Source organism: Arthrobacter sp. PsM3 (genome assembly GCF_030433895.1).
Lineage (GTDB): Bacteria > Actinomycetota > Actinomycetes > Actinomycetales > Micrococcaceae > Arthrobacter.
In genome coordinates, this window is the sequence record NZ_JARUXE010000003.1 from 64,481 (window position 1) to 84,199 (window position 19,719).

Sequence of the window (19,719 nt, forward strand, 5' to 3'; positions counted from 1 at the left end):
GGCAACGGACCCATTCCGCGGACCGGACTTTTCACCGGAAGACTTTTCACTGGACAACGTCGAAGCCCTCCCCCGTCAGCGCCACAAAGCGCTCTTCCAGGCTGACCTGTTCCGTCGCGAACCCGCGGACCCGGACGCCGGCGGCCACCAGCGCCGCCACAACCGCCTCCGGCGCCACGGCCCCGGCGCCCGCCGCCGCTGTCGCCGCCGCGGGAAGCGGGGCGTAGAGCACCTCACCCGCATTGCTGGAATCTGTGCTGCCGGGCACCGCAGTGGTGGCCGTGCCGTCCGCGGCCGCGCTCAGGCCCAGCCGGGCCAGGACCTCGGCCGCGGCTCCGGCGTCCGGGGTCAGTACCCGGATCCGGGCCTGCCCTGCCTGCCGCAGCTCCGCCAGGGTCCCCTGTGCCACCAGCCGGCCCGCACTCATGATGGCCGCGTGCGTGCAGATTTGTTCCACTTCGGCCAGCAGGTGGCTGGAGACGAACACCGTGGCGCCATCGGCGGCGAGCGAGCGCACCAGGCTGCGGACCTCCCGGGTGCCCTGCGGATCGAGGCCGTTGGTCGGTTCGTCCAGGACCAGGAGTTCGCGCGGCGCCAGCAGGGCGTTGGCGATGCCCAGCCGCTGTTTCATGCCCAGCGAATAGGCCCTGACCTTCTTGTCCGCGGCATGCGTCAACCCCACCCGCTCCAGCGCCGAGTGGACCCGGGCAGCGCGGGTGGCGGCCGGAACGTGGGGGTCCGCGGCGTCGAGCCGGTGCAGGTTGGCCGCGCCGGAGAGGAACGGGTAGAAGGCCGGTCCCTCAACCAGGGCGCCCACGCGGGGCAGCACCTCGCGCAGCTGCCCCGGCATGTCCTGGCCGAGGAGCCGGACGGATCCGGACGTGGCCGCGGCGAGACCGAGCATCAGCCGGATCGTGGTGGTCTTGCCCGAGCCGTTGGGGCCCAGGAAGCCGAAGACTGAGCCTTTCGGCACGGCCAGGTCGACGCCGTCGACGGCCAGCTGGTGTCCGAAGCGCTTGCTGAGACCGGAGGTCTCGATGCTTAGTTCCGTCGCCGGTCCGACGGCGGTCACGCGGCGGTCACCGGATGGTTCACCGCTGCGTGGCGGCGGATTGCAGCCGCTCCAACGGCACGGAACCGGCGAGGACACGCCCGTCGTCGAGGATCAGCACGTTCACCAGCGATGTGGACACCAGCTTGCCGCCCGGGACGGCCACTGCGGCCTGTTCCAGCAGCGCGGCGGCGTCGGGCCGGGTTCCGCGCGGGTCGGCGGTGCCAGGCTGCAGCGGGTTGGCGGCCGCCTGGTCCGGCGCTCCGGTTTGAGGCGGGGTCTGGTCCGGGAGCGTGATGGACCCCGCCGGGAATTCGAGGACGGACTCCCAGCCTGTTCCGATCACGGTGGGCCGCTTCGCAGCGTTCGCTGTGCGGGCGTCCGGCGGCAGTGCGGCGGCATCGGCCTTATGGTCCGCCAGCGGGATTTCCTTCACCGTGGCACCGGGCGGCGGAGTGAAGTTGAAGAGGGAGGCATCCGGGGCCTCAAGCGTGAGGCTGGTAAACGCGACGCTGAAGGCCGGCCCGGACTGGCCCCGGGCCTTGACTTCGACGCCGAGCGGCAGTCCGCTTTCGCCGTCGACCGCGATGGCGACGGACGCCAGGAGGGTGACGTCCGACTTCGGGGTGAGCACGAGGTTGTAGGCTGCCCGTCCGGCCACCCTGGTATCCGGTCCCACGGTTACCGCGGTGCCCGGGTCGAGTTTGGCGAGCAGCTTGTCGGCCAGCTCCGCGGGGGTCTGCGTTCCGGGACGGGCCTCTTGGCGGTCGGCGGCATCGGCAGGCAGCTGGGCGTGGGCGGCCGTGTTGTCCTTGGAGTTGTAGAACCAGAGGTCGTTGCCGTTCGTGACCGCATCCCGTTCCGCCATCTTGTCCATGACCTGGACGCGGGCCTTTCCGGGACCGTCAAGGTAAATGCGGGCGGTGTGGGGTCCGGCGAGCAGCTCCAGCCAGGCGGTCTCCGGGGACCTCGCACCGGACCCGGACGTCGGAAGGTCCGGCAGGCCGATCTCGGAGCTCTGTTCCAGCGTCCCGGACAGTGATTTTTCGCCGTGCTGGGCGACCATCAGCAGCACCTGCTGCGGAGTCTTCTCCGGCAGCGGGTCTCCGGCGCTCGCGGGAAGGGATCCGGACAGCACACCGGCCGCGATCACGGCGGGCACCGCCACAGCGGGGATCCAACGCAGCCATTTGCGCGTCATGGCAACCGCGCTCCAACTTTGCAGCTCATGATTCAACAGTACGCCCGGGATTGGCCCGTTTCACCCCTGACCGGCGGATTGGTCCGTCTCGGAGTCCGGGTGTGCGGCCGCCGTGGTCGTGGCCCGGCTTTAAGGCTCGGTAAAAACGTTCAGCGTCAGCTCGACCGCCCCGAGCAGGAGCGCGAGGACCGAAGTCCCGAGTCCGGCAACGAGCAACAACCCCGGGTGGGCGAGTCCCACGACGACCCGCCTGAGACGTGGCCTGCCGCGCAGGAACTTCCTGGGCAGGCCGCCCGGCGCGGGGTCCAGCCGCCAGCCGCGGAGCCGCCGGAGGAACCATGCGCAGCGGACGATGAAGGCCAGCCAGAGCACTGATACCACGAGGGGAACCGCGGCCAGCAGGAGATTGAACCCGAGGGCCGTGACCTCCCGCTCGGAGGCGCCGACAAGGGACTGGATGGTGGTGGAGATCGAGGCGCTCATGACCACCGAGACCCCCCACACGAGAAACGCCGCAGTCAGGGCGAGGAAGCGGACGAAGAAGTGCCCCAGCACGGAGTCCTTCCGCGGCTTGAGATACCGGCGTGGCGTGCCCTGCAGCAGGGCGATGGTCGCCAGCAGGGTGGGCAGGGCAGCCATGCCGACCATCACGTACCAGGACCAGCGGGCGAAGTCGAGGAATTCGTCCGCGACGATCAGGACCGCCCAGAATCCCGTCCAGGCCCAGCCGGCCGTGAGGGGCCGGCGGACGAGCCAGCCGGGGAGCCAGGGGTCGTCGACGCCGGGCTGCGCCGGCGGGGTCGCCGCCGGCTGGTTTTCCGGCTGGTTTTCCTGCCGGTGTTCCGGCACGGTTTCGTCTCGCACCGGCGGAGGGGGGCCCTGCGCATCGCTCATGTCCACCCTGTCGCTAAGGCCCCGCCGGCGGGGCGCCCGGCACCACGGTGCCGGCGGCGCCGTCGACCGTGATGCTGTGCCCGGTGACGATCAGCGAGGTGGCGTCCGGAACCCCGACCACTGCCGGGATCCCGTACTCACGGGCCACGACGGCGCCATGCGAGTTGGGTCCGCCCATTTCCATCACCAGGCCGCCGGCAGTAAGGAATAACGGCGTCCAGCCCGGATCGGTCGACGGTGCCACGAGGATCTCGCCGGGCTCCAGCTGCGCACCCTGCGGCTCCAGGATGACGCGGGCCGCGGCGGTCACCGTGCCGGCCGACGCCGGGGTGCCAGTCAGCACCCCCGCGGCTGCGGGATCGGTCCCGGCCTGCAGCGCTTCGGGTTCCGTCCCGTCCGAGAGCAGCACCCGCGGGATGCGGCGGCGGCCCAGTTCCTGGGCATAAGCGTCCCGGCGCTGCGCCACAACGTCGTGCAGCGGCTTCCCGGCGAGGCCGTCGCGGGCCTCGCCCAGGTCGAGGAAGAAGACGTCGTCCGCTTCGGTGATGCAGCCGGAGCCGGCCAGTTCCGTTCCAACGGCCTGGAGCTGCCCGCGCACCGCGGCCAGGGCCTCGACGATGTGGTACTTCGGCAGCTCCCGCAGCCCGGCGAACATCCGGGTGCGCTTCAGTGCCGCCCGCACCAGCGCAGCCCGCAGCCTGCTCCGCTTCTCCGCGGCTGCGGCAAGCCGCTCCATCTGGGCCTCGGCGTCGCGTGCCGCCCTGCTGAACTGCCGGTCCGGGGCCTGCCCGGTGTCCTCCAGCCGCAGGTAGTTGGCCAGGACTCCGAGGATGTGGGCGGGGTCGTCGGACCAGCGGGGCATGCCCACATCGATCTCCGCCACAGCCCGGTGCCCGTAGCGGCTGAGGAACCCGGCCAGCCCGGACTGCACGGCGGCGGGAAGCTCGCGGGCCCGGTAGCGGCGGACCAGCTCCGGGACCCCTGTTTCATCGAACACAGCGCCGTCGAACGCCGCGGCGGATCCGGCGTCGGCCCGGATGTCGGAGGCGAGCTGCCAGAGTGCCAGGTCCATTTCGGTGGTCACGTTGTTGGGCAGCCCCCGCAGGACCGGCTGCAGTGCCCCCGCGCCGCCGTCGGGTCCCAGCAGCCTGCCGGCGGCTGCCAGCAGGGCAAAGCCCAGGGCGGGCAGCGGCAGGATGCTCGGCACCACGGGGAAAAGTTCCTGTCCCAGGATGCGCTCCACGTGGTCCAGCCTCTGCACCGGCGTGGACCCTACCGGCACCACGAGGGCGGCCCGGAACCGTTCGCCGAACCGTTCCGCCCGGCGCAGCGCGGCCTCGGGACGGAACAGGGCGCGCAGCAGCGACTCCGGGACCCTGGCCCGGGCTGCCACGGGCGCGACATGCCGCAGCAGCCGCCACGGGGACCTGCTGGTGACGGCGAACCGGGGGTCCGCGAACAGCCGGCGCAACACTGCCGCCGAGCGGGCCTCCATGACGTCGAACACCCGGGGCACGATCGCCCGTCCAACGGCGCTGCGCAGCACCGGGGTGAGGTCGAAAAACAGCCGCTGACCCGCCTGGACATAGGGTGCCGGCCCCTCGCGAGGGTCAGGAACGTCGAAATGCGCCGCGCGCGCCACGGACGAGGCAATCAGCCGGAACGCTGCCAGTCCCATCGGGGTCAGCGGGCGGGTCAGGCCCTGGGCCAGGCTGAAGCACAGGTAGACGCGTGTCCCGTCCCGGATCCGCTGCCGCTCCGGCAACGGGTACAGGGTGGTGATGGGCCGCGACTGCGTCAGCCACACTTCCCCGCCGCCGTCGACGGCCCATTCGAGGTCCTGCGGAGCGCCGAAGTGCACCTCGGCGCGGCGGCCAAGGAGCTCCAGTGCGGCAAGCTGGGCGTCGTCCAGGCAGGGCTGCGACCCGGCCCCGGACAACTTGATCCGTTCGGTTCCCCCGCCGGGCATCGGCCGGATCGCCAAGCTCTTGTTCCCGATCCTGCGCTCGAGGACCGTTTGCGTGCCGCTGTCGACGACGAAGTGGTCCGGGTTGACTGCACCGGAAACCACCGATTCGCCGAGCCCGGGGCTGGCGTCGATGACCGCCTCGTGCCGCCTGCCGGTCACCGGATTAGCGGTGAACAGGACCCCGGCCACGGCTGCGTCCACCATCCGCTGGACCACCACGGCAAGAGCCACCGTCGACGGGCTGATCCCGTGGCTGGCGCGGTAGCTCACGGCGCGGTCCGTCCAGAGCGACGCCCAGCACTGCCTGACGGCGGCTAGGACCGCGTCAAAACCCACGACGTTCAGGAAAGTGTCCTGCTGGCCGGCGAAACTGGCGAACGGCAGGTCCTCGGCGGTCGCGGACGAGCGCACCGCAACGGGCACATCCGGTCCCAGTGCCGAGTAGGCGTTCCGGACGGCCTCGGCGATGTCAGCGGGAACCGCCGCTGCCAGGACGCGGCGGCGGGCGTCGGCGGCCCGGCGGGCGAGCCCCGGAAGGTCATCCGGGGCGGTGGAGGCCAGGCCGGCGTGGACGGCGTCGAGTCCGGCGGGCGAGGTGGCACGCCGGTAGGCGTGCGTGGTCAGGCAGAAACCGGCCGGAACCGGCAGCCCGGCCCGGAGCAGTTCACCGAGGTTGGCCGCCTTGCCGCCGACGTCGGGAAGCAGCTCCGCGCCGACCAGCTCCAGGGCGAGCACCAGAGCGTGCCGCGGTTTGTGCCGCTGTTCCTGCTGCGGGGCCTGCTGAGTTTCCTGGTGCGGTTCCGGCTGCGGCGCAGCGGGGCCGGGGAGCTGCTCCACCTGGCGGTCCTCCCTTCGCGCTCGATCGGGTCGCTCGACCTGGTGCTGGACTGCCCCGGGCTACGAATCCCCGAGGATGGGCCCGAAGTTCACCCGGTCCGCCAGCCGGGGATCGTCCCGGTCCGGAACCACCATAACCGGGCCCTTGGCGTGGTGCAGGATGCCGTCCGAGGTGGAACCCAGCAGCATCCCGGCGAAGCCGCCGCGGCCGCGGGTGCCGACGACCACCAGTTCCACGTGCCGGCTGGCCTCGACGAGGATGTCCACGGGAGATCCATCCACCAGCTGGTTCTCCACCGTGAGGTGCGGAAAGTGGCTCCGGATCCAGGCGGTGCCGGCGTCGAGCTGGACCCTGATGTCGGCGAAGAGCGCTTCGCGGTCCATCGGTGCCGGGACCCAGGCCAGCGAGCCGTTGTACTGCGGGACGGCGCACACCACCCGCAGCCGCGCCGAGAGCCGTTCGGCCTGGGCCGCCGCCTCCAATACCGCCACGCGGGCCTGTTCAGAGCCGTCGACCCCCACCACCACAACGTTTTCGACCGGGACGTGCCCGGATTTCGCCCGCTCCGCGAGAACATGCCGGTCGTCGGTGGTTTCGCCCAGCCGGTCCGCGCAGATCAGGGGCACGGTGACCGTGGGACATTTGGAGTGCGCGGGCAGGGCACTGCTGACGGAGCCGAGCAGCCGGCCGACGAAGCCTCCCCGGCCGCGGGTGCCGAAGACCAGCAGCTCGGCGGTTTCGGACATTTCCAGCAGGACGCCGGAGGCGTCGCCGTTTTCGACGGAGGCGTCGACGTCGATGTTGTACCCCGCGACCTTGTTCACGGCCTGCTGCAGGATGGCCTCCGCGCCTTCGCGGATCACCGAATCGTCGACCGTGGCGTAGCCCCCGTCGAGCCCCGAGGCAGCAAAGATCGGCACGGAATAGGCGGTCACAATGTGCAGCGGACGACGGCGGCGCTCGGCCTCGCGGGCCGCCCACACCAGGGCGCACTTGCTGTGGTCGGACCCGTCAACGCCGACGACGATCGCCCGGGGAGCTGCGGACCCGCCGGGGGCATCCCCTGCCGGATCCGGATGAACCTGTTCTCGGCCCATGGGGTCCGCCTCCTTGCGATTCTTGCCTGATGTTGCGGCTATTCTGCCAGACGTGTCCCCGTGCAGCGTCCACTGGCGACGCACACCGGATTCTGCGGGCAAGAACCCCTGGTTTTCCTCACTATTCTCGGTTTGCCGGGAACAATCAAGCGGCAGCAACACCATTCGAAAGGCGGACGTCGCCCAGGATTTACCCAGTGTTTACACGTCGTCCGGTGACCCCGGATGACGGCGGATGAGGTCCTCCGCACCGCCGGGAAAGCCCGGAAATCCACGGACGAGCCAATGTTTCAGCTGCTCTATCCAAGGCGGGGAATGTTAGGTAGTCTTCGAGGCGTTGCTGAACCGAGACACGTGTTTCAGAAACGCAGTGCCGGCTGGTGGTGCGTTGAGGGCGCGGGGCGGAGCGGGCAACGCGTCCGGGGCAGCGTCCCGGCACCTGGAACCATTCGAGGAGGGACCCTGCAGTGTCGAGCATGCCTATATCCGGGGGCATCGAACGGACCGCCGCCGTCGTCATCGGCACCGGTCTGTCCGGGCTGGCGGTCGCCAGCGAGCTGCAGCGGCGCGGCGTGGGATCCATCATCGTGGACGGCCTCGATCTGCTGGGTGCCGGGCAGCCGGCCAACACTTCCTCCCTGCAACGCTGCGACGCGGCCGACGCCGGCAGCCTGCGGGAGCGCAACGAGATCCTCCGGCACCTGCGGAACTACGCCGCCAGCCACAAGCTGGATGTCCGCAACAACATCCGGGCCCTGCAGCTGGACCACCTCGACGCCGGCGTCAGCGGGCCCACCCAGCAGTGGGCCGTCCGCACACCGGGAGGCCTGCTCCTGGCGGACCATCTCGTCCTGACCCGCTGCGCCCACAGCCAGCTGCGCCGGATGCTCTCCGAGCTCGGGATGGCCGCGGGCCAGAACCTGATGACGGGCATGCACGCCCTCGGAATGTACCTCGTGGGCGTGGGCGAACTCATCACGCCGACGCCGAAGGAAGTGCTGCGCCAGGCCAAAGTGGTGGGCCAGGCGATCTCCGCCAAGGTCTACCCCGACGGCTTTCCCGCCGCGCTCCCCGGGGGCTACGCCCTCGCCGCACCGGCCTAACCGGCCCCGCTGCTTCCGAGACCGCCGCCGCGCACGTCCCGGACCGCCGTCGCGCACTCACCAACCCCAACGCGGGGTCAGCTACGGCCCATCAAGCGGCGCCGGATGGGCCGTAGCTGACCCCGCATTGCTTCCGGTCAGCCTTCGGGGTGGTCGCCGGCGCCCGGCTTGAGCCGGCTCTTGGCCATCAGGCCCAGGACCACCAGGATGCCGATCGCCGTTCCGACGAAGATCACAATGCTCCACGGGAAGGGTTCCGCCGAGCTGGCCGGCTTTGACGGCTCCGGCGTGATGCCCGGCTGGGCGGTTCCCATCGTGGGAACTGCGGCAGCCGCCGTCGAGTCCGTGGCCGGGGCGGTGGCAGTGAACGTGAAGCTGCCTTCGATGGGGTGCCCGTCCGAGCTGGCGACGCGCCAGGTGACCGTGTAGAGCCCGGCCGGGGCGCCGGACTTGAGCTTCTGCGCGGCGACGTTGTCCACGATCTCCACGGCGCCCTCGGCCCAGTTGGTGCCCGCGGCGTCGCTGACCACGATCTGTGAGCCCAGCGCCAGCGGGTTCCGGTTGAACGTGACCGAGACTTTTTCGGGCGGCGCGGCCACCGTCGCGCCCGCGGCCGGACTGGTGGACTCGGCGACGTCGTGGGCCGAGGCCGGAGCAATGGCCCCCAGCACGGCGGCGGCGAGGATCGCGGCGCCCAGCAGGGCGCGCAGAAACTGTCGGATGAGGCGCATGGAACTGCTCCTAGTGTTGGCTTCCTTACAGACTAGGTGAAATCGGCCGGACGCCGGGTGCCCGCCTAATAGGATTCAAGTAACCACCCACATCCCCCGGAGGATTAATGCTTAAGCAGGGCTCTGCACTCGACCGGTACTTCAAGATATCCGAGCGGGGGTCGAACTTCTCCCGCGAGATCCGCGGAGGCTTCGCCACCTTCTTCGCCATGAGCTACATCGTGGTGTTGAATCCGCTGATCCTCTCGGGCCCCGATTCCTCCGGTGACACGCTCGGCTTCCCCGCCGTCGCCGCCGTCACCGCCCTTGTGGCCGGCATCCTGACCATCCTGATGGGGGCCTGGGCCAAGCATCCCTTCGCGCTGGCCACGGGCCTCGGCGTCAACGCCTTCGTCGCCGTGACGGTGGCCACCAACCCCGGCCTGACCTGGCCCGACATGATGGGCCTGGTCGTGCTCTCGGGTGTCACCATGCTGATCCTGGTGCTCACCGGTTTCCGGACCGCCGTGTTCAAGGCGGTCCCGGAGGGGCTGAAAACCGCGATCGTGGTCGGCATTGGCCTGTTCATCGCCCTGATCGGGCTGGTCAACGCGGGCTTCGTGCGCCGCATCCCGGATGTCGCCGGCACCACTGTTCCGGTCGGTCTGGGCTTCGATGGCAAGCTTCTGGGCTGGCCCACCCTGGTGTTCGTCTTCGGCTTGATCCTGACTATCGCCCTCGTGGTCCGCAAGGTCAAGGGCGCGATACTGATCGGCATCGTTGCCTCGACCATCCTGTCCGTGATCCTGGAATTCACCCTGCACATCGGCCCCAGCTTCGACGGCAAGACCCACAACCCGGCGGGCTGGTCCCTCGTGGCCCCGAAGTTCTCCGAATGGGCGGCCCCGGACCTGTCACTGATCGGCAAGGCCAACCCGTTTGGCGCGTTTGAGCACCTCGGATTTGTCGCCGCGACCCTGCTGGCGTTCGTGATCCTGCTGAGCATCTTCTTCGATGCCATGGGCACCATGGTGGGCCTGGCCACCGAGGCCGGGACGATCGACAAGGACGGCAACATCCCCAACGTGGACCGCGTGCTGCAGGTGGACGCGCTCGGCGCAATCATCGGCGGCGGCGCCTCGGTCTCCTCGAACCAGATCTACGTCGAATCTGGCGCCGGCATCGGCGAAGGCGCCCGGACCGGGCTGGCCTCAATCGTCACCGGCCTGCTGTTCCTGGTGGCCATGTTCTTCACCCCGCTGATCAACCTTGTGCCGTTCGAGGCGGTGGCCCCCGCGCTCGTCGTCGTCGGCTTCATGATGGTCTCCCAGGTTGGCAAGATCGACTGGAAGGACCTGGGCATCGCGATCCCGGCCTTCCTGACCTTCACCCTGATGCCGTTCACCTACTCGATCGCCAACGGCCTGGGTGCCGGCTTCATCATGTTCGTCCTGATCCGCACGTTCCAGGGCCGCGCCCGTGAGGTGCACCCGCTGATGTGGGCTGTGGCCGCGGCGTTCCTGCTGTTCTTTGCGATCGGCCCGATCGAGGCAGCGCTGGGCATCCACTAGCCACCACACCCTGCCCTTCCCGCCCCTTTCCGCCCCCTTCCGCCGAGGTGAGACTTGGCGCCCATGTTTGTCCAAAACATCGGCGCGAAGTCTCACCTCGGCGGCGTTTGGGGGTGTTTCGGGGCGGATTCCGGGATTTCGGACAGTTCGAGGGCGGCGCGTCTGGTTTTCCGGCCCGGGCTGCGGTGAGCTAGTGGCATGGTTTCTCCCGCACCCGCCGTTGATGTCCCGCCGCAGCCCTGGACCGGGCGGTTCGACGGCGACGGCGCCGAGCACCTCCGCTGGTGGCAGGCCGTCACGCCGTACGCCCCGCGCCGCGCCCGGCCTGCGTCTGCGGCCCGGCCTGCGTCTGCGGCGGGGCCCGCGTCTGTGGCGAGGATGACCGCGGGGCCAGCTTCCGCACGCCCCGCGGTCATCCTCGGCTTCGGCAGCGATGCCGGGGTGCGCCGCAACAAGGGCCGCACCGGCGCCGCCGCGGCGCCCGCCGCGATCCGCGGCGCCCTTGGCCCGCTCGCTTTCCACCTCGACCGGGAAGTCCACGACGCCGGCGACGTCACCGTGGCCGGCGATGCGCTGGAGGCCGGTCAGGCGCGTGCCGGGCTCGCCATCACCAGCCTGCTCGACGCCGGGCAGCTCCCTGTGGTGCTGGGCGGCGGGCACGAGACCGCATTCGCAAGCTACCTGGGTGTGGCCGGCTCGGCGGCGGTCCGCGATGGCCTGCGTGTGGGCGTGCTGAACCTGGACGCCCACTTCGACCTCCGCGACGAGGCCGTGCCCAGTTCCGGCACCCCGTTCCTGCAGATGGCCCGCGCGGAAGCCGCCGCGGGCCGCGAACTGAACTACGCCGTCGTCGGGATCTCCGAACCGAACAACACCAGGGCGCTTTTCCGCACGGCCGAGGACCTCGGCGTCGACTACCTCCTCGACGAGGACTGCTCGGCGGAGGCGGCGCGCACTTTCGTGGCAGCGTTCCTGGCGCAGGTGGACGCCCTGTACCTGACCATCGACCTGGACGTGCTGCCGGCCTCGGTGGCTCCGGGGGTGAGCGCACCGGCCGCGTACGGCGTGCCGATGGCGGTGATCAGCGCGGTCTGCCGCCAGGTGGCCGCGAGCGGGAAACTCCTGCACCTCGATGTCGCGGAGCTGAACCCGGTGTTCGACCTCGACCACCGGACCGCGAAGGTGGCGGCGCGGCTGATTAATACGCTGCTGGGGTAGCCCGCGTCAGCGCTGGACCCCCGGCGGGGGCCCGGAGGCGAGGGCCTGTTGGAGCAGGGCCCGCGCGGACCAACGCATCGACTCCATGGCCTGCTCCCGCGAGAGTCCGCCTATATCGGTCAGCCAGACGAGGGCCTCGATTCCGGTCGCGCTGCGCACGGCCAGGGCCAGGGCACGGATCTCAGGCGCGGAGAACCTGTCCCGGAGGGGATTGAGGGCTTCCTCGATCCAGGCGATCGCCCGGCCCTGGCGCAGCGGGAGTGCCGGCTCCGCCGGGTCCGGGTCCAGGGAGAGCCGCAGCATCGTGCGCTGCTGGGCTTCGGTGGTCACGATCAGCTGGGTGAATTCCCGGACGACGGCGTCCAGCCGCGCCTCCGGGTCCTCCGGTGCGTCGGCCGGCAGCAGCGATTTCCTGGCAGTTTCCGGGTGGGCGGCTGCGAGGAGCTCCCGCTGGCTCGGGAAGTAGCGGTAGGCGGTGCTCCGCGCCACGCCGGCCGCTGCCGCCGTGCTGTCAACCGTCGGGGTCTCCCCCGCCGCGACCGCTTCCCGGGCAACCGCCACCAGCGCCTCAAGGGTGCGGCGCTTCTGGCCGGTGCGGCCGGCATCCTGATAGGGGGTTGACATGCACTTTATGGTACATCAGTCTTGTGATGGGACGAGTGTCCCATAAGCGATCTAAGAGGCGATCCCATGGAAACGGTCAGCAGCCCTGCAGCCATCATCCGCGCGGAAGGACAGGGCGAGCGCCGCTGGTTCTTCGGCGGCGGCGTCCACACTTGGAAGGCCAAGGCGGCCGAGACCGGCGGCGCTTTCCTGTTGTTTGAGGACCGGATGGACGGCGGCAAGATGACGCCGCTGCACACGCACCCCGATTCGGATGAGTCCATGTACATCCTCGAGGGCGAAATCATCATGCACATGGACGGTGTCGAACACCGGATCGGAGCCGGGGGCCTGGCCGTGGCGCCGCGGGGTGTTCCGCACGCCTTTATGGTGGTTTCCGGGTCCGCGCGGATGCTCTGCCTGCACACCCCCGGCTGCTGCGAGGCCTTCTACTGGGACGCGAGCACACCACTCGCCGACGGGGATCCCTCCGGGACCGGCCCCGTGGACTTCGGCAAGGTGCAGGAGTCCGCGCGCCGGAACGGCGGAATCGAACTGCTGGGGCCGCCCCCGTTTGCTCCGCGCTAACGGAGCGGTACCGTCCAACGGGCACCGGAACGCAGAAAGTCCCCGCCGGCCAGGGCAGGGACTTTCTGGTGGGACCGGGTGCGGCTAGCTGCGCCGCACCTGCACGCCGTCGGATTTCAGGAAGAGCTCGGTCTCAGACGGTACCGCCGGCACCAGCCAGAGGACATTGCCGCTCAACGAGACTTCCTCGACTTCGCCGGCCGCCAAAACCTGCGCATGCTTGAGGATTTCGACCGGATCGCCGGCCTTCAGGCTCCGCCAGTCGGAAACCGTGGTTGTGGATGCCATGCGTCTGGACATAACCGTCCCGCGTGCTTTCATGAACTTCTACCCCTTTGTATATGTTCTTTGTCACAACTTCATTGGTGTGACTTTCCATTTCTACTACAGTTCCCGGGCCTCCGCTGGCCATGTTGCCGACTATTTCCCAGGCGCCGGAAATTGTTCAGCAAAATTGCATTTTGTTTTCCCTCAGGCCAGAATTCCGACGGCGGATTCGGCCGCCGCCCGGACCGTTCCGGCGGCGACAAGGGCGTCCGCCGCTTCCAGTTCCGGGGCAAGGAACCTGTCCGTGCCCGGACCGTCGACGACGTCGCGCAGCGCGGCGATCACGGCGGCGCCGGCGGGCCCGGGGGTCAGCTCGCCGCCGGAGAGCTGGGTGCGGATGTCCAGCGCCCGCGCCGAGGTCACGAGTTCGATCGCCAGGACCCGGCGCAGGTTCTCCACCGCGCGGCGGAGCTTGCGGGCCGCGTGCCAGCCCATCGACACGTGGTCCTCCTGCATCGCGGAGCTCGGGATCGAGTCCACCGACGCCGGGACAGCCAGCCGCTTGTTGTCCGAGACCAGCCCGGCCTGGGTGTACTGGGCGATCATCAGGCCGGAGTCGACGCCCGGGTCCGCGGCCAGGAAGGCCGGCAGCCCGTGCGAGCGGGCCGGATCCAGCATCCGGTCGGTCCGGCGCTCGGCGATGGAGCTCAGGTCCGCGACGGCGATGGCCAGGAAGTCCAGCACGTAGGCGACCGGGGCGCCGTGGAAGTTGCCGTTGGAGCTGACCCGGCCATCCGGCAGGACCACCGGGTTGTCGATCGCGGCGGCCAGCTCGCGGGAGGCGACCATGGCGGCGTGGTCCACGGTGTCGCGGACGGCGCCGGCCACCTGGGGGGCGCAGCGCAGCGAGTACGCGTCCTGGACTTTGGTGTCGTTGATCCGGTGCGAGGCCACGATCGGGGAATTGGACAGGACGCGGAGCATGTTGTCCGCGGAGGCGGCCTGGCCGGGGTGCGGGCGGAGTGCCGCGTGCAGCTCGGGCAGGAACACCTGGTCGGTGCCGAGCAGCGCCTCCACGCTCAGTGCCGCGGTGATGTCCGCCGTCGTAAGCAGTTGCCGGATGTCGGCGATGGCCATCAGCAGCATGCCCAGCATGCCCTCGGTGCCGTTGACGAGGGCCAGGCCTTCCTTTTCGGCCAGGGTGACGGGTTCGATGCCGTGCCCGGCGAGGAGCTCGGCGACGGTACGAGCGCCCTTGGCGCCGTAAAGCTCGCCATCGGGGCCCGTCGCTTCGCCTTCGCCCATGAGGACGAGGGCGCAGTGCGAGAGGGGTGCGAGGTCGCCGGAGCAGCCCAGCGAGCCGAATTCGCGGACGACCGGGGTGATGCCGGCGTTCAGCACGTCCACCATGGTCTGCAGCACGACGGGCCGGACGCCGGTGCGGCCGGAGGCGAGGGTCTTGGCGCGCAGGAACATGATGCCGCGGACCACTTCGCGTTCCACGGCCGGGCCCATGCCGGCGGCGTGGCTGCGGATGAGCGACTTCTGCAGCTGGGTGCGCAGCTCTTCGGGGATGTGCCGGTTGGCCAGCGCCCCGAAGCCGGTGGAGATACCGTAGGCCGGGACCTCGCTGTGGGCGAGGGCGTCGATGTGGGCCCGGACCTTGGCGACGGCGTCGAGGGCTTCCTGGGAAATGGTCACCCGGGCGTCGTGGCGGGCGACGGCGACGACGTCCTCGGGGGTGACGCCGCTGGAGCCGAGGGTGACGGTGAGCGGTGAGTGCGTGGTGAGAGTCATGGTGAAGTCCTAGTTCTTGTCTTGCATGGGGATGCGGACGCCGCGTTCCTTGGCGACTTCGACGGCGCGGTCGTAGCCGGCGTCGACGTGGCGGATCACACCCATCCCGGGGTCGTTGGTGAGCAGGCGTTCGAGTTTCTGTGCGGCAAGGTCGGTACCGTCCGCGACCGAAACCTGGCCGGCGTGGATGGAGCGGCCGATGCCGACGCCGCCGCCGTGGTGGATGGAGACCCAGGTGGCGCCGGAGGCGGTGTTGAGCAGGGCGTTGAGCAGCGGCCAGTCGGCCACGGCGTCCGAGCCGTCGGCCATGGCCTCGGTCTCGCGGTAGGGCGAGGCGACGGAGCCGGAGTCGAGGTGGTCGCGACCGATCACAATGGGCGCCTTGACCTTGCCGTCCCTGACCAGCTGGTTGAACAGCAGCCCGGCCTTGGCGCGGTCGCCGTAGCCCAGCCAGCAGATCCGGGCCGGCAGGCCCTCGAATTCGACGCGCTCGGTGGCGGCGTCGATCCAGCGGTGCAGGTGCTTGTTGTCGGGGAAAAGTTCCTTGATGGCCTTGTCCGTGACGGCGATGTCCTCCGGGTCGCCGGAGAGCGCCACCCAGCGGAACGGGCCGAGGCCCTCGCAGAACAGCGGCCGGATGTACGCCGGGACGAAGCCGGGGAACTCGAAGGCGCGGTTGTAGCCGCCCTTGCGCGCCTCGTCGCGGATGGAGTTGCCGTAGTCGAACACCTCGGCGCCGGCGTCCTGGAACTCGACCATGGCCTGGACGTGCTTGGCCATCGAGGCCTGGGCCTTTTTGGTGAAGCCCTCCGGGTCGGCGGCGGCCTCGCGGTGCCATTCCGCGACGGTGATGCCTTCGGGCAGGTAGCTCAGTGGATCGTGCGCGGAGGTCTGGTCGGTCACGATGTCGACGGTGAGCTCACCGGCGTTGTGGCGGCGCAGGATCTCGGGGAAGACCGTGGCGGCGTTGCCGACGTAGCCCACGGACCAGCCGCGTCGTTCTTCCTTGGCCTTCATGACCTTGGCGATGGCGGTGTCGAGGTCGGTTTCGACCTCGTCGAGGTAACGCTTGCCGAGGCGGCGGCGCAGGTGGCTTTCATCGACGTCGACGATCAGGCAGGCGCCGTCGTTGAGGGTGACGGCGAGCGGCTGGGCCCCGCCCATGCCGCCGCAGCCGCCGGTGAGGGTCAGGGTGCCGGCAAGAGTGCCGTCCTCGTCCCCGGTGAGCTTGCGGGCGATCGCGGCGAAGGTCTCGAAGGTGCCCTGCAGGATGCCCTGGGTGCCGATGTAGATCCAGGACCCGGCGGTCATCTGCCCGTACATCATCAGGCCCTCGGCCTCGAGCCGGCGGAATTCGGGCCAGTTCGCCCAGTCGCCGACGAGGTTGGAGTTGGCCAGCAGCACGCGCGGCGCCCATTCGTTGGTGCGGAACACGCCGACGGGCTTGCCGGACTGGACCAGCAGGGTCTCGTCCTTTTCCATGGTCTCCAGCGTGCGGGTGATCGCGTCGAACGCCGCCCAGGACCGGACGGCGCGGCCGGTGCCGCCGTAGACGACGAGGTCATCGGGGCGTTCGGCAACCTCGGGGTCCAGGTTGTTCATGAGCATGCGCAGCGGGGCTTCCGTCTGCCAGCTCTTGGCCGTGAGCACGGTGCCGCGGGCTGCTTTGACCGGGCGGGCACCGGTGGTGAAATCGGCGGGTGCCATGAGGGGCTCCTTCGTGTATTGGTTGGTCAAGCACGGGCTTGAGGGGAATGAGGTCCTGTATCAACTAAAGCCTGTGGGCGGCCCCGGAAACAGGGCCTGCGGGCGGGTGCTGTCCGGGATTCCAGACGCTCCCGCAGCCTTCCCTCCCCCACGTTGCGCTGTCACTTCCGGTTGCTAAAACGTGCCGGTGAGCACCATAAGTGATAGCGCAACCAGGGGGACGGAGTGGGTGGTTGGAGGTGGTGGGGGTGGGAAGTGGGTGGCCGGTCAGTTGGGCTGGGGGCGGCCGTGGATCCGGACCGAGAGTTCGTCCGCGACCTTCTGCACCCGGGCGGCCAGGGCGGGCCATTCCTCCGCCGGCAGTTTGTCCTCCAGGAAGGTCACGGCGACGGCGGCAGTCGGCCAGCCCACGTGGTCGGTGACGGCGGCGGCGATCGAGCCGAAGCCGGGCGTGACCTCCCCGTGTTCGGTGGCGTAGCCGCGCTGCCGGACCTGGTCCAGATGCGAGGACAGCGCCGAATACTTCATGATCGGCGACTCCGTCTCGTGCCGGGCAGTGAAAGCCGCCGCGTTCGGGTACAGCGCCCGGACCTGCGACTTCGGCAGCGCCGCGAGGATGGCCCGCCCGCTCGCGGTGAGGTGGCTCGGCAGCCGCACGCCGACGTCGGTCACCAGTGAGGGGCGGTTCTTGGCCCGCTCCTCAACGATGTAGAGCACATCGCGGCCGTGCAGCACGGCGAGGTGTGCACTTTCGCCGATCACATCCACCAGCGAGGCGAGCATCGGCCGGCCCAGGCGGGAGAGCGGCTCCTGCCGCGAATACGCCGAGCTGAGCTCGAAGGCGCTGATCCCCAGCCCGTAGCGCTGCTCCTCGTGGAGGTGCAGCACAAAGCCGTTGGCCTCCATCACGCCAAGCAGGTGGTAAACGCTGGAGCGCGGCAGCCCCAGCGCGGTGGCAATGTTCGACGCCGCCATCGGCCCCCGCTTCGAGGCCAGCAGTTTGAGGATGCGCAGGGTATTTTCCGCCGCCGGCACCTTGGAGGCCACCTTGGGCGGGGCGGCTTTGGGCGCTGCCGCGGCGGCAGGCGCGGTGGTGCTGGTGGCAGGCATGGATCCTCTTCAAATAGTGCGTGTCCGGTATCCCGTACTTAAGCATGCGCCCGGGCCGGCGTCCCGGACAGCCCGGCCCGCCCCGCAATGTCTGGAATACCGGACAATTGCCCCGCTTCCCCCTATCTTCCGCCGCCGGAAGCGGAGGTGCTTCTGCGCCGGAATCGGAAACGGCCCAGAGCCGGAGGGGCTTCCGCCCCTTGCCGCACCGCCACGGCGGTGCTTGCATGGACGCGTCGGCCGGGAAACAAGGCCGGGACGCAAGGAGGGCCGCCATGCGCTGGATTGCGGGGTTGTTCGTGATTGCCCACGGCCTGGTGCATCTGGCCATCTGGCTGCCGAAGCCGGACGAGAAGGCGCCGTTCGACGTCGGCCATTCGCCGTTAGCCGGCGACGTCCGACGGCCGGCGTCCGTGCTGGCGATGCTGGCCGCCGTGATCCTCGGGCTGGGCGGCCTGGGACTGATCGGGGATGCATCCTGGTGGATTCCGGTGACGGTCGCGGGCGCCCTGGTCTCGGCCGGACTGCTGCTGCTGACCTTCAACCGCTGGTGGTTGATCGGGCTCGGGATCAACGCCGCGATCGTTGTCCTCGCGGTGCAGCAGACCGGCTGAGCGCATGGCCTCAGGACAGGATCCGTCCTGACATGAGGTGGCCCTGCGCGGCAACGCCGCCTACCTGGCAGACCGTGACCGGCTGGCACGTGGCGGGTCCGTCTAGTTCGAACCCGCGACGGACTCCCCGCGCCGGAGTCCGGGCCCGCCGGCGCCCGGAACGGCGTCCGGCATGGCGCCGGGCCGGCCGGCGCCCGCACGGCCGCCTCAGACCGTCACGACCACCTTGCCGCGGGCGTGGCCGTCATGCATGTACCGGATGGCTTCCGGAGCGTCGCCCAGCGGATAGCTCCTATCGATGACGGGCGTGAGGGAGCCGGCGTCGATGAGCTGGGCGAGGAAGCGAAGGTCCTCCTGCCGCTCCGTTGCCATCAGGCCCTTGAGTTTCTGGCCTACGAAAAGGGAGAGTATCGAGGCCCGGAGGGAGCGCTCAAACCCTCCGGTCCATCGGCCGCCGCCTTCGCCTCCGACGATCACCAGGGTTCCCCGGGGTTTGAGCGCGCGCCGCAGGACTGCGAGCGGGCGGTTGCCGGCCGTGTCCAGGATGAGGTCGAAGTGCCTCGCCCCGTCCGCGAAGTCGTCGTGCTTGTAGTCGATGACATGATCGGCACCGATTGACCGGACCAGCTCCAACTTCCCAGTGCTGCACACTCCGGTGACCTGCGCTCCGAGCGCCTTGGCGAGCTGAACGGCAAAGGAACCCACCCCGCCGCCGGCGCCAATGATCAGGACGTCCTGCCCTGGCTGGAGCCGGCCGCTGTCCCGGAGGCCCTGCAGCGCCGTGGTGGCGGAGATGGGAACGACGGCGGCCTGCTCGAAGCTGGAGCTCACCGGCTTCTTGGCGATCCTGGCTTCCTTGGCGCAGACAAATTCGGCAAAGGTTCCCTCGGCTGTCCCGTAGACCTCATCCCCCGGACGGAACCCGACGACGTTCCGCCCCACCGCCTCCACCCGGCCGGCGACTTCCCGGCCGCGGATCGGGTTCCTGGGCGCCTTGAGCCCAAAGAAAGCACGCGTCAGATACGGCAATCCGGTCATGAGGTGCCAGACCCCCTGCTCGACGCCGGCGGCGCGCACCCGGATCAGCACGTCGTTGTCCCCGGGCACCGGCGTGTCGACGTCGCGCAACTCCAGCGCAGCCGCAGAGCCGTACACGTCCTGGACGATGGCTTTCATGATGCATCACCTTCACTGTCGGATGGAGTTTCAGCCCCGGGTCGGTTCTACCACGCCTGACGCCCATCCGTTAGGACAACACCTCCTCCCGCGGTGCGGGGTTTGTCTGCAATCGAAGACACGGGACGGCGCTATGGGTCCACGACCAGGGCCCGGGCCTGGGCCGAACTCGCCGACGAAACCTCGCGGCTCCCGCAGGTTCCGG

General features: G+C 69.8%; 17 protein-coding genes. 5 read left to right on the forward strand and 12 right to left on the reverse strand.

Annotated features, from left to right (window positions below; genetic code table 11):
- Positions 1-46: 46 nt before the first annotated feature.
- From QCD75_RS02090 to QCD75_RS02110, 5 genes are all read right to left on the reverse strand, one after another.
- Positions 47-1,072 (reverse strand): ABC transporter ATP-binding protein, encoded by a 1,026-nt coding sequence (locus tag QCD75_RS02090; protein ID WP_301225246.1) that lies wholly within the window; start codon positions 1,070-1,072, stop codon positions 47-49.
- Positions 1,073-1,091: 19 nt separating this feature from the next.
- The gene (locus QCD75_RS02095; protein WP_301225248.1) at positions 1,092-2,252 is read right to left on the reverse strand and encodes a LolA family protein; all 1,161 of its coding nucleotides are present in this window, start codon (positions 2,250-2,252) and stop codon (positions 1,092-1,094) included.
- A gap of 129 nt (positions 2,253-2,381) precedes the next feature.
- Complete coding sequence (locus QCD75_RS02100) at positions 2,382-3,116, reverse strand: hypothetical protein (protein ID WP_301225250.1); 735 nt, start codon at positions 3,114-3,116, stop codon at positions 2,382-2,384.
- Positions 3,117-3,159: 43 nt separating this feature from the next.
- Positions 3,160-5,850 carry a PEP/pyruvate-binding domain-containing protein gene (locus tag QCD75_RS02105; protein WP_301225424.1) on the reverse strand — a complete coding sequence of 897 codons (2,691 nt, stop codon included), beginning with the start codon at positions 5,848-5,850 and terminating at the stop codon, positions 3,160-3,162.
- Between the two features lie 162 nt (positions 5,851-6,012).
- Entirely contained in the window at positions 6,013-7,050 is a 1,038-nt protein-coding gene (locus tag QCD75_RS02110; RefSeq protein WP_301225252.1) for a universal stress protein, read from the reverse strand.
- A gap of 476 nt (positions 7,051-7,526) precedes the next feature.
- Here QCD75_RS02110 and QCD75_RS02115 point away from each other — a divergent pair, with 476 nt between their 5' ends.
- Complete coding sequence (locus QCD75_RS02115; protein ID WP_301225254.1) at positions 7,527-8,153, forward strand: FAD-binding protein; 627 nt, start codon at positions 7,527-7,529, stop codon at positions 8,151-8,153.
- A gap of 137 nt (positions 8,154-8,290) precedes the next feature.
- On the opposite strand, the gene QCD75_RS02120 is transcribed toward QCD75_RS02115, so the two are convergent.
- The gene (locus QCD75_RS02120) at positions 8,291-8,884 is read right to left on the reverse strand and encodes a copper resistance CopC family protein (protein ID WP_301225256.1); all 594 of its coding nucleotides are present in this window, start codon (positions 8,882-8,884) and stop codon (positions 8,291-8,293) included.
- A gap of 107 nt (positions 8,885-8,991) precedes the next feature.
- Between QCD75_RS02120 and QCD75_RS02125 the strand changes: the two genes are divergently transcribed.
- On the forward strand, positions 8,992-10,434 hold the full coding sequence (locus tag QCD75_RS02125; protein ID WP_301225258.1) for an NCS2 family permease: 1,443 nt from the start codon (positions 8,992-8,994) through the stop codon (positions 10,432-10,434).
- 198 nt (positions 10,435-10,632) lie between these two features.
- Positions 10,633-11,652, forward strand: a complete 1,020-nt coding sequence (gene hutG, locus QCD75_RS02130; protein WP_301225260.1) for a formimidoylglutamase — start codon at positions 10,633-10,635, stop codon at positions 11,650-11,652.
- 6 nt (positions 11,653-11,658) lie between these two features.
- Here the strand turns inward: hutG and QCD75_RS02135 are convergent, their stop codons facing one another.
- On the reverse strand, positions 11,659-12,276 hold the full coding sequence (locus QCD75_RS02135) for a TetR/AcrR family transcriptional regulator (RefSeq protein ID WP_301225262.1): 618 nt from the start codon (positions 12,274-12,276) through the stop codon (positions 11,659-11,661).
- A 66-nt stretch (positions 12,277-12,342) separates the two neighbouring features.
- Here QCD75_RS02135 and QCD75_RS02140 point away from each other — a divergent pair, with 66 nt between their 5' ends.
- Positions 12,343-12,843: a cupin domain-containing protein gene (locus QCD75_RS02140; RefSeq protein WP_301225264.1), complete on the forward strand. Its 501-nt coding sequence runs from the start codon at positions 12,343-12,345 to the stop codon at positions 12,841-12,843.
- An 84-nt stretch (positions 12,844-12,927) separates the two neighbouring features.
- Here QCD75_RS02140 and QCD75_RS02145 read toward each other — a convergent pair whose 3' ends face one another.
- From QCD75_RS02145 to QCD75_RS02160, 4 genes are all read right to left on the reverse strand, one after another.
- Entirely contained in the window at positions 12,928-13,164 is a 237-nt protein-coding gene (locus tag QCD75_RS02145) for a hypothetical protein (protein ID WP_301225266.1), read from the reverse strand.
- Positions 13,165-13,314: 150 nt separating this feature from the next.
- The gene (gene hutH, locus QCD75_RS02150) at positions 13,315-14,907 is read right to left on the reverse strand and encodes a histidine ammonia-lyase (protein ID WP_301225268.1); all 1,593 of its coding nucleotides are present in this window, start codon (positions 14,905-14,907) and stop codon (positions 13,315-13,317) included.
- A 9-nt stretch (positions 14,908-14,916) separates the two neighbouring features.
- Positions 14,917-16,614, reverse strand: coding sequence for a urocanate hydratase (locus QCD75_RS02155; protein WP_301225269.1), 1,698 nt, complete (start codon positions 16,612-16,614; stop codon positions 14,917-14,919).
- Between the two features lie 267 nt (positions 16,615-16,881).
- Entirely contained in the window at positions 16,882-17,724 is an 843-nt protein-coding gene (locus tag QCD75_RS02160; RefSeq protein ID WP_301225271.1) for an IclR family transcriptional regulator, read from the reverse strand.
- A gap of 275 nt (positions 17,725-17,999) precedes the next feature.
- Between QCD75_RS02160 and QCD75_RS02165 the strand changes: the two genes are divergently transcribed.
- On the forward strand, positions 18,000-18,338 hold the full coding sequence (locus tag QCD75_RS02165; RefSeq protein ID WP_301225273.1) for a hypothetical protein: 339 nt from the start codon (positions 18,000-18,002) through the stop codon (positions 18,336-18,338).
- Positions 18,339-18,545: 207 nt separating this feature from the next.
- Here the strand turns inward: QCD75_RS02165 and QCD75_RS02170 are convergent, their stop codons facing one another.
- Positions 18,546-19,514: an NAD(P)-dependent alcohol dehydrogenase gene (locus QCD75_RS02170; RefSeq protein ID WP_301225275.1), complete on the reverse strand. Its 969-nt coding sequence runs from the start codon at positions 19,512-19,514 to the stop codon at positions 18,546-18,548.
- Between the last annotated feature and the right edge of the window lie 205 nt (positions 19,515-19,719).